This is a genomic window from Bacillus sp. FSL R9-9410 (genome assembly GCF_038050385.1).
GTDB classification, from domain to species: domain Bacteria; phylum Bacillota; class Bacilli; order Bacillales; family Bacillaceae_G; genus Bacillus_A; species Bacillus_A cereus_U.
In genome coordinates this window covers 3,012,784-3,025,332 of record NZ_JBBOTV010000001.1, presented here as the reverse complement: position 1 = coordinate 3,025,332, position 12,549 = coordinate 3,012,784, and the positions used below count along the sequence as shown (strand labels likewise).

The following is a 12,549-nucleotide window of genomic DNA, read 5'->3' as shown; positions in this document are numbered from 1 at the left end:
AGTGTCATAATGGGGGATGTAAGTATAGGTCAAAATGATTCAAAAATGAAGATTGCAACGAGAAATATTATGCTAATGATGATTGGGAAAATGACATCTTTATTAGGTGCAGGTATTTATACGTTTGCAATGGGATTATACGTATTAAAGACAACGGGTTCAGGAATGGGATTTGCAATTACGCTAATTTGCGGATCAATACCAAGAATGATCTGTGGACCAATTGCAGGTGCTGTAGCTGACCGCGTCAATCGAAAATGGCTTGTCATTGGCACAGATTTATTAAGTAGTTTAACGATGCTTATTATGTTTATTCTTACTACTATATTTGGACCATCACTTCTGTTTATTTATGTTTCAGCAGCATTATTATCAATTTGTGCAAGTTTTTATTCTGTTGCATTAACTTCGTCTATTCCTAATTTAGTAGATGAGGAGCGTATTCAAAAAGCGAGTGCTTTGAACCAGACGGCAGCATCTTTATCAAATATTTTAGCGCCAATTATTGGCGGAGTTGTATTTGGTTTCTTTTCGATTAAATCGTTTTTCCTGCTAAATAGCATTACATTCTTTTTAGCGGTTATTGTGCAATTATTTATCGTATTTGATTTATATAAAAAAGAAATGGCTGAAAGTAAAGAGCATTTCTTGACGAGTATAAAAGAAGGTTTTTCATATGTAAAACGACAGCATGAAATATATGGGCTAATGAAAATTGCACTATGGGTGAACTTTTTTTCGAGTGCACTTTTCGTGGCACTTCCATATATTATCGTTCAAAATTTACATTTATCTTCGAAGCAATTAGGTACTGTAGAGGGAATGTTAGCGGTCGGAATGTTAATTGGTGCGATTGTTTTATCGATGCGTAAGGAAACGAATAATCTGTTTCGCTCTGTTTATGTTGGGTTATTTTTATTTGCAAGCTTAAGTGTATGTACGATTTTTCCATTGTTAGTTACCATTCCGAAAGTAGCAAGCTTCATGTATTATATCTTATTTATGCTTTTAACGGGTATGTCAATGATGATAGTAAATATACCGATGCAAGTACATATTCAAAAGACGACAGACCCAAGCTATTTAGGGCGTGTATTCGGTTTACTTGAAACAATTTCTACCGCAATCGCACCGCTCGGTATGATTGTATATGGATTTTTATTAGATATGTTGCCGACTAGCATTGTTATGATGACATTAGGCGGAGGATTATTGTTAGTTGTATTAGTGGGAGTAAGAAAGCATGTGGCGAAAAAGCAAGTGGATGTGTCGGTTTAAAAATAAGAAAGTATTAAAAAATTGACTGGAAACAATAAAAATGACCAAATTAGTATTTTAGTTTTTGAAACTCTTTTTCATGTATGTTACAGTAAAGTGAGCAGGCAAAGAAAAGGAGAAAACATCATGAAAAAATTAAGTTTTGTAATGCTTTTTCTGTTAGTCGTAATGACTGGATGTAGTAATTATGACACGTATATTGAAACAGGTATGCAATCATTGAAAAATGAAAAATATAGTGATGCGATTATGTGGTTTGAAAAAGCGGAAAAAGAGAAAACAGGAAATGAAGTGAAGGCATATAAAGAAGTCGCTCAGTTACTAGATCACGGTGCGACAGCATTAAAAGACGGTAAGTATGCAGAAACGAAAGATATTGCAAATGAAGTGTTACAAAAGAAAAAAGACGATGCACTTGAAAAAGCTGTGACATCAAATGCAGAGAATATGCTTCAAAAAGCAAAAGATGTGGAAGAGAAAGTAAATGAAAGAGTGGCAAAGCATAGAAAGATAGAAGAAGAAGGAATCGATAAACTTATTAAAGCTGTCGATAGTATAGATGAAGTGAAAGAAAAAGAGAAAAAAGTTTCAGAAGCATTAGATAAGGCTGAAGAGGCACAAGCAAAAATTGAGGAAAAGAAAAATAAATAGAGTTATAGTGTAAAAGGCTGTCGTGTATAACGACAGCCTTTTAATTTTTTGCTGCAAAAGAAGTAATGCTATGTAGTAAAAAAGAAATTATTTTAGAATTCCATCTGTCCTCATGATGAATGGTATAAATATTACGCTGAAATTCAAAATCAGGGATCGGTATATAGCATAGCTCATTTCGTTGTACTTCTTGCTCAATAGCAAGTTTTGAAATAAAGGCAACCCCATTACCATATTTTAAAATTTGTTTCATCGTTTCTAATGAATCTAGTTCAATTTCTGATTGAAAGAAGCTGTTATGTGCTAACGTCCATTGTGTAAGTAAATCTCTCGTTGTAGATGGGTTACGATGCAATAATATACGTTCTTTTTCGATATCTTGTAATGATACATTTGTTCTTTTAGAAAGATGATGTTCTTTGGAAAAGGCAAGAACAAGTGTATCAGGCATTACATTCATTTGTTTTAGAAGTGGTTCGTCAAACGGTGCCGCAGAAATTACCCCGAGATCAATTTCATGATTTTGTAGCATCGTTCGAATTTCAGGAGCTGTTTTTACTATGAGTGTTATTTTTATATTTGGAAATTCGCATTGAAATTGGTGAACAACTTCTGGTAAAAGATAAGTCGCTGGTACATAACTAGCACCAATTGTTATAGCGCCTTTATTAAAATCTTTAAACTCTTGTGTGACCCGCCTAGCTTCTTTCATAAGTGCATCTATTTTACAAGCATAATGATGCAACGCCTCACCAGCTTCTGTTAAGAAATACCTTCCGGAACGTAATTCAAATAAAGGTACACCAAGTTCCTCTTCTAAGCTTTTTATATGGAACGTAATAGTAGGTTGTTTAACGCCAAGTTTTTCTGCAACGATAGTAAGCTTTTTGTATTTCTTAATAAGCACTACAATTTCTAATTTTAAGAGATTCATTATAAGTTGGCCCCTTTTTCTTCTAACTATAGAAAAAATCTATAGAAATAAATAGTTTATTAGAGATTTTTTAATTTAATCTTTACAGTACATTAACATTCAGTATAAATCTTCCAGATAGAATGAAAGCAGGTTAAGAATGAGGGGAGAGAGGTGAAACGATGGATATTAAAATTCATGGATTAGAAAAGGCATTTGGAAAAACACAGGCGTTAAAGCCGTTACAGATTGTAATGAAAAAAGGGGAATTCACCACACTTTTAGGACCTTCAGGATGCGGGAAAACGACTTTGCTTAGAATGATTGCAGGACTTGAAGAACCGGATAAAGGAGAAATATATTTTGGAGATAAGTGCATGTATTCGTCTACAAAAAAGGTAAAAACATCTCCTCATGAACGGAATATCGGTATGGTATTTCAAGATTTTGCTTTATGGCCGCATATGACTGTTTTTGAAAATGTTGCATTTGGTTTAAGGGCTACAAAGCAAACGAATCATTTACGCGAAAAGGTAGAAGATGCGATAAAGCGAGTTCGCCTGCAAGGTATGGAGAAAAGATATCCACACGAACTTTCTGGCGGACAGCAGCAACGTGTCGCATTTGCTAGAGCAATCGTAACAAAGCCTCATTTTATTTTGTTTGATGAACCGTTAAGTGCACTCGATGCAATTTTACGAGAAGAAATGCGCTTAGAGCTTATGGATATCGTTCATTCCATTGGTTTAACGGCATTGTATGTAACACACGATCAAACAGAAGCTATGTCAATGTCAGACCAAATTATTGTAATGAAACAAGGGGAAGTATTACAAAAAGGAACACCAGAAAATATTTATGTGAAACCGTCTCATGAATTTGTTGCAAAGTTTGTTGGTAAAGCAAATTGGCTTGTAGAGAATAAACAAATGATTCGCCCAGAGCACGTGAGCTGGACAAAAAATGACGTGTGCGACATGTATACAGGTGAAATTCAGCACGTTACATATGTAGGAGAACGTTATGAAGTGAAAGTAAATATGGGGACACTCGGTGTATGGACAGCTTATAACAATAGTAAGCTAAGCATCGGTAAACCGGTATCGTTATATGTACCAAAAAAATGTATTCATCATATAGGGGGAGAATCGTATGAAGAAATTCAGTTCGCTTAAGTCTTTATTTGTATGTACTTTACTATTTTCTGCTGTAGTAGCAGGTTGTAGCTCAAAGACAGGTAATGTAGATGCAAAAAATAAAAATTCTGATGAAAAGAAAATTGTTGTATATAGTGCAGGACCGAAAGGATTAGCAGAAAAAATTCAAAAGGACTTTGAAAAGAAAACCGGTATAAAAGTGGAAATGTTTCAAGGAACAACAGGTAAGATTTTAGCGAGAATGGAAGCTGAAAAGAAAAATCCAGTCGTTGACGTTGTCGTACTCGCTTCTTTACCAGCTATGGAAGGATTAAAGAAAGATGGGCAAACGTTAGCTTATAAAGAAGCGAAACAAGCTGATAAGCTTCGTTCTGAATGGTCGGATGATAAAGGACATTATTTCGGATATAGTGCTTCAGCATTAGGAATTGTGTACAACACAAAAAATGTGAAGACAGCGCCTGAAGACTGGAGCGATATAACAAAAGGAGAATGGAAAGGGAAAGTGAATCTTCCAGATCCAGCGCTTTCAGGTTCGGCTTTAGACTTTGTAACAGGATACGTGAAAAAGAATGGACAAGATGGATGGAAGTTATTTGAACAGCTTAAGAAAAATGAAGTTACAGTAGCAGGGGCAAACCAAGAAGCGTTAGATCCAGTTGTAACAGGTGCGAAAGATATGGTAATTGCTGGTGTTGATTATATGACGTACAGTGCAAAAGCAAAGGGTGAACCGGTTGATATCGTATATCCAAAAAGCGGAACAGTCATTAGTCCACGGGCAGCAGGCATTATGAAGGATAGTAAAAATGTAGAAGGTGCAAAAGAGTTTATTGATTATTTATTATCAGATGATGTGCAAAAACAAATTTCTAAAGCGTATTTATTGCCAGGTAGAAAAGATATAAAAGCTGAAAATAGACCGAATGTAGAAGAGATTCCGGTATTAAACGTTGATTGGAAAACAGTTGGGAAAGAACAGGATGAAGTAGGAAAACAGTTTAAGAAAGTATTTCAATAAGATGGTGATTACATGGTAAATCGATTCGTATCAGTAAGACAAATTGGAATGACAGTAGCATTGTTACTTGTGGTGATGTTAATCGTCATTCCGCTTTTTCTCATTTTATTTTCTAGTGTATATGAAAATAGCAGTTGGAATTTTTTAAAGCCTTTTGAAGTCATGAAGAGTGGTGGATTAGCTGGAATTTTTCTAAATTCGATGCTTCTAGGTGTACTCGTTGTAATAGGAGCTACAATATTTGCATTTCCATTGGCGTTCATTATGAGCAAAACAGATGTAGGAAAGTATAGTAAGTTAGATATTATTTTTATGATCCCATTTATGACCCCGCCGTATATCGGATCGATGGGATGGATTTTGTTCATGCAACCTAACGGTTATTTTGAACAATTTTTTCCGGATTTAAAGCCGATTTCATCATCATTTTTTAGTTTAGGCGGTATGGTTTTAATTATGAGTCTGCATTTATTCCCATTCCTTTACTTCATGTTGAAAAACACGTTACTTCAAATTGGGAGTAGTAAAGAAGAAGCTGCAGCAGTTCATGGTGGAAGTTTTTTCTATCGTTTAAGAAAAATAATATTGCCGTTATTGTTATCAAGTTATGTAATGGGTGCTTTACTCATTTTCGTAAAGACGATTGCTGAATTTGGAACACCGGCTACATTCGGACGTAGAATAGGATTTCATGTGTTAACATCAGAGATTCATAAATTTATTTCAAGTTGGCCGATTGATTTTGGTAGTGCCACAGCATTATCTTCTTTATTACTTAGTGCGTGTATGCTCATTTGGTATATGCAAAATGTATTGAACCGAAAGTACTCATATGCAATGGTTAGTGGAAAAGGTGTGAAATCTAAAAGGTATACTTTGTCTATATTTACACGTTTTATAGCATGGGTTTATGTAATTAGTTTACTAATAGTAGCAATTGGTATCCCATACTTTTCTATACTTATAGCTTCTTTATCGAAATTAAGAGGCGGTGGCTTACATTTAAATAACTTTACAATAAGCCATTATGAAGCATTATTTACAATTGGTTCTCCGGGATTAGAAGCTTTATGGAACAGTTTTCTTTTTTCACTCGTAACGGCGATTGTTGCTGTAATTATTGGCGTATTTTTGGCACTTATGATTCGAAAGGGGAAAAAGTCCTCTGAAAAATGGCTTGATATGTGCGGCATGTTACCGAATATGGTACCAGGAATAGTGATGGTTGTGGGGCTTATTTTATTTTGGAATTCACCATATATGCCTATGTCAATTTACAATACACCTGTCATGGTTATCGTAACGTATGTGGTTCTTTTTCTACCTTATACGGTGCAGTATGTAAAAGCTTCGCTCGGACAAATTGATGATTCTCTTATACAGGCGGGAAGCGTTTTTTCTGGAAATTATATTTACATTTTTAGAAAAATAATATTGCCTCTTATTATTCCAGGCATTCTTGCTGGATGGGCGATGACATTTACGATTTCGATAAGAGAGTTAGTAGCATCGCTTCTCGTACTACCTCCATCAGTAGAAACGTCAGCAACGTTTATTTTTGCTCAATTTGAACAAGGAGAAGTATCTATAGGAATGGCAATGGCTGTTGTTTCTGTTGGGCTTACAACAATGTGCTTATTACTTCTACAACATATGGAGCAAAAACGAAAAGGGGTAGCATGATGAGGATGGAAGTATGGGGAGGAGCGGGAGAATACGGTCGTTCCTGCTATTTTGTAAAAAATAAAGAGACGAAAATACTATTGGATTGTGGTATTAATCGATCATATGAGGATAGTTATCCCAAAATAGAGACCGAGGTTGTTCCATTTTTGGATGCAGTATTTTTATCACATATTCATGAAGATCATACGATGGGTTTACCTTTATTGACGAAGTATGGATATAAGAAAAAAATTTGGACGACTCGTTATACGAAGGAGCAACTTCCAGTTTATTATAAAAAATGGAGAAACTACAATCTGACGCAAGGGTGGAATTTACCTTATACCGATCAAAATATTAAAGATTTAAATTATGTATGTATTGATGAGATTAGTAATCCAAATGAGTGGATACACATTACACCTACGTTACGCTTTCAATGGGGATATAGTGGGCATGTTCTAGGGGCTGTTTGGTTTTTAGTGGATATGTGTAATACATACGTTTTTTATTCCGGGGACTATTCAGCAGAATCTAATATACTACGCGCTAATTTACCTGAGAAATTACGAAAAGATATAAAAATTGCTATTGTAGATGCTGCTTATCACACTGATGATGTTTCACAAAAGGAACGAGTAGACGAATTATGTGCAGAAATTGAACGAGTTGCGCAAAATAAAGGAATAGCATTACTACCGCTGCCTCCACTTGGTAGGGCGCAAGATATAGTATTGTATTTATATGAACGATATAAAGAAATTCCAATTATAGTAGATAAAGAAATTTTGGCTGGATTTGAAGAGATGTTCGTATATAAAGATTGGATAAAAAATAATGAAGAACTTGAATGGATTATGGAGAGTTTAAAAAGAAACATAATAGTTATGGATAATGACATCGGTACGCAAAATAGTTATGGAATAGTTATAATGAGTGATGCGAATATGCTAACGAAACGAGCGCAGTTATATTATGAACAACTTCGGCATGAAGAACGAAATTCCATTATCTTTACTGGACATATTGCGAAAGGAAGTTTCGCAGAAAAGGTGATGAAAGAATGTGTAGGTAGAGAATGTAGGGTAGAGCGAGTTCCATATAAGGTTCATCAAAGTATAAGTGACGTTAAGACGATGTTAAATAAATTATTACCAGAACATACGGTGTTAGTACATGCTCTTAAAGAGGACACGGATCGATTACAGCAAAACCTTAGTACAGCAGGATATGAAAATATATATTCACTTGCAATGGAACGTATAGAAGTAATTTAAAATGTAAAGGAGATCGGTATATGAAAAAGGTATTTGTATTCGTAAGCATTTTCTTTTGTTGTTTCCTTAATAACGTTAAGGAAGGGTTTGCTGCTAGTCCAATGAAACCTAGTTTTGAAGTGAAGTTATTATTAAAGCCAGAACAAGTACTAAATAGTGATAAAAGTATAAAGAAAGAGGTGCTAGAACATTTTCAAACTGGTACAAACTATGAAAAAATACAAGTGCAATTTTTAGATACGGTGAATAAAAATTTAAGTAAGGAAGGTTGGTTTGCTAGAATTCGAAAGAAAGAATTTAGTAAAGATTTTGAGCTAACATATAAAAAAAGATATCCTATTCAAAATGGTGCAATTCAAGATGCAATAGAAGTAGCTAAAAAGGATGGATTTGATAGTAAAACTGATAGCTATGAGGCAGAAATAGATTGGGGATTTGAGAAAAAGACATTAAGTATTTCAAATAAGAAAAGCTACAGTGCTAAAGGGTATGGGGTACTCGATTTACCAAATGAACAAACATCTAAAAACATGTTAATAGAGAAGTTACCAGGAAAAATGAATAAATGGCTGTATGCGAATTGGGGAGAAGAGATGTTAAGGGACTCCCGTATTTACGGTCCTGTATTAATGAAACGGTATACAGGGGAGTTTGAAAATACAAAAACGAATATTGAAGTTTGGCCGCTTAGTGATACAGGAAAAGTAGAAGATGACTTCGTTATAGAAGTATCATTTAAAACAAGTGAAGAAAGTATTGCGAAAAAACAAAGAGAATTATTACTGGCGAGTATAGAGAAAAAAGGATGGTTGTTACCGAAAGATAGTTTGAAGACAGAGCTTATTTTTCAGTGAATATGAAAAAAGGAGTCCATATGTCTATGGATTCCTTTTTCGTATATATAAATTAAATTAATAAAAGAGCATTAAGCTAAATCAGCTGACACGAACATATCACTATTTTGAAGATTTTTAGAGCGTAAACTATAAGCAACCACTTTCTTTTTATGTTGTTTGACAACATCAACATGCTCTTCATGACTATAAATATAAAATATGAAATCTTTTTTTCCACGTTTTGCATTTATAATTAAAGGAGTGCCCTCATTATGTGGTGGTGCATAATAGCGATCTAAAAATAAACCTTCGTTAAAATCATTAATAATTTTACTTTTCTTATCGCCTTCTAAGTTATTTCCGTTGATCGTTACAGTAGCATTTTCTTCATCCAGTTGCGGATGTGTTTCATATCGGCTAATAATTGATTCAATAACGGAGTTTGGAAGACTAGAAACGATAATTTTAAATGCTCCAAAAACAACTAACAGTACAATAAACCAAGTCGTCATATTGTATCATCCCCTTTATCCCGCATTAACTGTCCGTAAAAGCCCGATTGGTGTGGGCTAATAATCAGTGGGGATGGACAAAACCCCCACTAATTAAAGTTTCACTTTATACTATTAAATAATATAACCCATATGGTAATAGTACATATGGTGAAGTTTTGTATATTTTGTGAAAAAATTTCCTTTTTTGAACGTTTTTTAACAAATTGAGCTATTGCCAATTCATAAGGGGGAAATTAGATGGTAAGTTCGCTTTTGTTATTGTTAGAAAAATCAATTTTGTTACAAAAAGTTGAAATCGAAGTATTTTAAAAGAAAAAGGTTTATAATAAAAATATAACTAATTACAAGGAAGTGTAACTATGAGTACTGTAGCTATCGTGTATGGTATTATTCTTTCCACAATTATTATTTTATTTTTCGTAGGGATTTCACGTTATATTCATAAATGGAAAGAAGGAGTTGCGAAATTAAATCACATTGAAGAAGAACTTAGTGATTTAATGTTACATCATGGTAAGTAAAAAATTTATTTTTTAACTAAACAATGTGAAGAATATCACAAAACATGCTCTCTTTATGAAAGCATGTTTTTTTATTATGTGCTGAATAGGCACATATCATCTATTTTCCCCATACGATACATCGTTAAGTACAGAATGTTGGGAGTGGGAAAGAGGGATAAAATGAGTAATTCAGGTTATGTTACAGATAATAAAAATTTAAAGAAAAGCTCAGGAACGCCAAATCTTTTCTTTGATTCAAGAAAAAATGTCTTTTTTAAAAGAGACGAGAAAAATGTTGCGTATGAAGTAACGTCAACACAGTTACCGGCGATGATTGGAGGAGCATTTGTTGATTTGTTTATGACGAAGGGTTATTCTGTTTTGTATAAAATTGTAATTTATTTCGGTATAATTAATATATAGAAGGCAATTTGTTAGAGGAGGCACATTGTGAATATATTAAAGATTATAGGGATAATCGCGGGAGTTATTATAGTAGTTGTTATAGCTTTCTTTGCAGTTATGAAATATTATTTGTCAAAAGAAGATCCTGATTATGTATTAAACTACATAAAAGAACATAAAGGTGATGAAACATGTTCATTACTTATTAGAAAAAATGGTGAAGTAGTAACATCTGTAAATGAAAATAAAAAATTACCATTAGCAAGTATGGCAAAAATCGTAATAGCAGTTGAGTTTGCTAAACAAGTGTCAGAAGGAAAAATCCACCGTGATGAACAAATTTCATTGAAAGAACTAGAAAAATACTACGTTAAAGATACTGATGGTGGAGCGCATCCTGCATGGTTAGAAGATGCCAAAGCTAGAGAGTTAGTGAAAAGTGAACAAATCACTTTAGAAGAAGTTTCCAAAGGGATGATTCATTATAGTTCTAATGCAAATACAACATATTTATTAGAGAAACTTGGGATAGATAGGGTAAATGAAAGTATAAAAGAGTTAGAGCTTACTAGTCATGATACGTTCTCTTCGTATACTGCTTCACTATATATGAGAGGATACGTAGAAAAAGAACTTCATGTTCCAGAGGATCAATCGTTAGAAATGATACGTAACATGTCTAATGATGAGTATAATAAACATGTGTTACAAATACATGAATGGATGAAAGATGAAGAAGAATGGAAAAAGCGAGATATCCCATTAAAAATAGATATGGAATTCCAACGTATTTGGTCAGATAGATTAGTGAGTGCAAATGCTAAAGATTATTTGAGTTTAATGGAAAAGATAAATAGTAGAAATTATTTTTCAAAATCAATGCAAGATGAAATGGAGAATGTTTTTAAAGGAACAGTTCAAAATAGTAAATTCGAATATGCTGGTCAAAAAGGTGGTTCTACCGCATTCGTATTGACAAAAAGTTTGTATACTACAGATAAAAAGGGAAATAAGGATGAGGTTGTAATAATGTTTAATAATATAGATAATCAAATTACATACCAAAAGCTTAGAAATAATATAGATTACTTCATTCGAGATGCTATAACAGATGAAGAATTCATAATAAAATTATAATGAAATAATCTTATTATGTAAACAACGGGCGCTTATTTGAAAGCGTCCTTTTCTTTTACTGATACAGGATTTCCTATTTACTCCATTGAATATAGATTGAAACTAAGAAAGGAAGAGGAACAAATGACTACAATATATTTCGTTCGCCACGCTCACTCTACATATACAAAGGAAGAAAGGGAACGCCCCTTATCTGAGAAGGGTTGGTTAGATGCACAAAACATAACAAGCTTGTTAAAAGATGAGAAGGTTGATGTTGTTATTTCTAGCCCATACGAAAGAGCGATGCAGACCGTTGAAGGAATTGCGAATGCCAATAAACTATCAATACAACTGGAAGAAGATTTACGAGAAAGGTTATTAAGTAAAGAGCCAGTAGAAGATTTTTATGACGCTATTCAGAAGGTGTGGGAAGACTGGACTTTTGCATACGAAGGCGGGGAATCAAGTGATGTAGCGCAAAGGCGTGCTGTATTATGTATGTAAAATATAATGGGGAAATATAAAGGGAAGAATATTGTAATAGGTACTCATGGGAATATTATGGTATTAATAATGAATTATTTTGATTCGAAATATGATTTTCAGTTTTGGAAAACACTTCATATGCCTGATGTGTACAAATTAACTTTTGATAATAATCGTTTCATTTCTGCTGAAAGAATAGAGAAAACGGGTTATCAGATTAATAATTTGTAAAAGTTTATCAAAAAAAGAGGAAAGAGAGAAAGTATTGTAGAAGTATGACTTTGTAACATAAAAAAATATTTGTTAAAGGAGGCTGTTTACATGTTTGAGAAAGAGAAAGAAGGGCTTATTGAAGTTCACAACGTATATGAAATCGCACCAGCAGATGGAGCAATTATAGGTATGGCAACGGAAGAAGAAATGGAGATTGCTGCTGAACTAGAGTTACAGTACTATGCCCATTCTCGTTTATTAGAAGCAAATATTCAGTTAGACGGTTCCTCCTATAAAGAGTTACTTCAGGAGTTCCAGGAGTACGAAAGAAAATCAATGAACTTTTGGAGAGCAATACATAAACGTTTAGCGGTGCCATGGGCATGGGTATTACGTATTGATGTTGCGAATGGTCCTATATATGTAAGCAATGGGAGTTCGTATTATGAAGAAGTTGATGATAACGAAGAAGACTATGAATAGATAAGTAAGGAAGCAGCTTTAGTTGCT

12 protein-coding genes and 2 pseudogenes are annotated in these 12,549 nt (G+C 33.8%); 12 read left to right on the top strand and 2 right to left on the bottom strand.

Annotation, left to right across the window (positions count from 1 at the left end; all coding sequences use genetic code 11):
- Positions 1–9: 9 nt before the first annotated feature.
- Both MKX77_RS15690 and MKX77_RS15685 read left to right on the top strand, forming a co-directional pair.
- On the top strand, positions 10–1,278 hold the full coding sequence (locus MKX77_RS15690; protein WP_215555876.1) for an MFS transporter: 1,269 nt from the start codon (positions 10–12) through the stop codon (positions 1,276–1,278).
- Positions 1,279–1,404: 126 nt separating this feature from the next.
- A complete protein-coding gene (locus tag MKX77_RS15685) occupies positions 1,405–1,929 on the top strand; it encodes a hypothetical protein (RefSeq protein WP_215555877.1) in 525 nt (174 codons plus the stop codon).
- 40 nt (positions 1,930–1,969) lie between these two features.
- Here MKX77_RS15685 and MKX77_RS15680 read toward each other — a convergent pair whose 3' ends face one another.
- Positions 1,970–2,863: a LysR family transcriptional regulator gene (locus MKX77_RS15680; RefSeq protein WP_341307182.1), complete on the bottom strand. Its 894-nt coding sequence runs from the start codon at positions 2,861–2,863 to the stop codon at positions 1,970–1,972.
- Between the two features lie 161 nt (positions 2,864–3,024).
- Here MKX77_RS15680 and MKX77_RS15675 point away from each other — a divergent pair, with 161 nt between their 5' ends.
- From MKX77_RS15675 to MKX77_RS15655, 5 genes are read left to right on the top strand one after another with little or no spacing between them, the layout of a single operon-like run.
- Complete coding sequence (locus tag MKX77_RS15675) at positions 3,025–4,017, top strand: ABC transporter ATP-binding protein (RefSeq protein WP_341307181.1); 993 nt, start codon at positions 3,025–3,027, stop codon at positions 4,015–4,017.
- The gene (locus MKX77_RS15670) at positions 3,995–5,020 is read left to right on the top strand and encodes an ABC transporter substrate-binding protein (RefSeq protein WP_215555880.1); all 1,026 of its coding nucleotides are present in this window, start codon (positions 3,995–3,997) and stop codon (positions 5,018–5,020) included. Before MKX77_RS15675 ends, MKX77_RS15670 begins: the two co-directional genes overlap by 23 nt.
- 12 nt (positions 5,021–5,032) lie before the next feature.
- Positions 5,033–6,703 carry an ABC transporter permease gene (locus MKX77_RS15665; protein WP_341307180.1) on the top strand — a complete coding sequence of 557 codons (1,671 nt, stop codon included), beginning with the start codon at positions 5,033–5,035 and terminating at the stop codon, positions 6,701–6,703.
- Positions 6,700–7,962: an MBL fold metallo-hydrolase gene (locus MKX77_RS15660; protein ID WP_341307179.1), complete on the top strand. Its 1,263-nt coding sequence runs from the start codon at positions 6,700–6,702 to the stop codon at positions 7,960–7,962. Before MKX77_RS15665 ends, MKX77_RS15660 begins: the two co-directional genes overlap by 4 nt.
- 20 nt (positions 7,963–7,982) lie before the next feature.
- Positions 7,983–8,816: a hypothetical protein gene (locus tag MKX77_RS15655; protein ID WP_341307178.1), complete on the top strand. Its 834-nt coding sequence runs from the start codon at positions 7,983–7,985 to the stop codon at positions 8,814–8,816.
- A gap of 71 nt (positions 8,817–8,887) precedes the next feature.
- Here MKX77_RS15655 and MKX77_RS15650 read toward each other — a convergent pair whose 3' ends face one another.
- Positions 8,888–9,310, bottom strand: coding sequence for a YfmQ family protein (locus MKX77_RS15650; protein WP_215555884.1), 423 nt, complete (start codon positions 9,308–9,310; stop codon positions 8,888–8,890).
- 362 nt (positions 9,311–9,672) lie between these two features.
- Here MKX77_RS15650 and MKX77_RS15645 point away from each other — a divergent pair, with 362 nt between their 5' ends.
- The 5 genes and pseudogenes from MKX77_RS15645 (at position 9,673) to MKX77_RS15625 (ending at position 12,522) form a co-directional block, all read left to right on the top strand.
- Complete coding sequence (locus MKX77_RS15645; RefSeq protein ID WP_002011945.1) at positions 9,673–9,834, top strand: hypothetical protein; 162 nt, start codon at positions 9,673–9,675, stop codon at positions 9,832–9,834.
- Between the two features lie 135 nt (positions 9,835–9,969).
- Positions 9,970–10,191, top strand: a pseudogene (locus MKX77_RS15640) (cupin domain-containing protein); the annotation flags it as partial.
- Positions 10,192–10,266: 75 nt separating this feature from the next.
- On the top strand, positions 10,267–11,358 hold the full coding sequence (locus MKX77_RS15635) for a serine hydrolase (RefSeq protein ID WP_341307177.1): 1,092 nt from the start codon (positions 10,267–10,269) through the stop codon (positions 11,356–11,358).
- Between the two features lie 123 nt (positions 11,359–11,481).
- Positions 11,482–12,057 (top strand): annotated as a pseudogene (locus MKX77_RS15630) (histidine phosphatase family protein).
- A gap of 90 nt (positions 12,058–12,147) precedes the next feature.
- Positions 12,148–12,522, top strand: coding sequence for a hypothetical protein (locus MKX77_RS15625; protein WP_215555888.1), 375 nt, complete (start codon positions 12,148–12,150; stop codon positions 12,520–12,522).
- Positions 12,523–12,549 lie beyond the last annotated feature (27 nt).

What these genes read in the sequence shown, in the direction of transcription:
- MKX77_RS15690 (WP_215555876.1), top strand. Translation starts at nt 10, where the DNA reads ATGGGGGATGTAAGTATAGGTCAAAATGATTCAAAAATGAAGATTGCA.
- MKX77_RS15685 (WP_215555877.1), top strand. Translation starts at nt 1,405, where the DNA reads ATGAAAAAATTAAGTTTTGTAATGCTTTTTCTGTTAGTCGTAATGACT.
- MKX77_RS15680 (WP_341307182.1), bottom strand. Translation starts at nt 2,863, where the DNA reads ATGAATCTCTTAAAATTAGAAATTGTAGTGCTTATTAAGAAATACAAA.
- MKX77_RS15675 (WP_341307181.1), top strand. Translation starts at nt 3,025, where the DNA reads ATGGATATTAAAATTCATGGATTAGAAAAGGCATTTGGAAAAACACAG.
- MKX77_RS15670 (WP_215555880.1), top strand. Translation starts at nt 3,995, where the DNA reads ATGAAGAAATTCAGTTCGCTTAAGTCTTTATTTGTATGTACTTTACTA.
- MKX77_RS15665 (WP_341307180.1), top strand. Translation starts at nt 5,033, where the DNA reads ATGGTAAATCGATTCGTATCAGTAAGACAAATTGGAATGACAGTAGCA.
- MKX77_RS15660 (WP_341307179.1), top strand. Translation starts at nt 6,700, where the DNA reads ATGATGAGGATGGAAGTATGGGGAGGAGCGGGAGAATACGGTCGTTCC.
- MKX77_RS15655 (WP_341307178.1), top strand. Translation starts at nt 7,983, where the DNA reads ATGAAAAAGGTATTTGTATTCGTAAGCATTTTCTTTTGTTGTTTCCTT.
- MKX77_RS15650 (WP_215555884.1), bottom strand. Translation starts at nt 9,310, where the DNA reads ATGACGACTTGGTTTATTGTACTGTTAGTTGTTTTTGGAGCATTTAAA.
- MKX77_RS15645 (WP_002011945.1), top strand. Translation starts at nt 9,673, where the DNA reads ATGAGTACTGTAGCTATCGTGTATGGTATTATTCTTTCCACAATTATT.
- MKX77_RS15625 (WP_215555888.1), top strand. Translation starts at nt 12,148, where the DNA reads ATGTTTGAGAAAGAGAAAGAAGGGCTTATTGAAGTTCACAACGTATAT.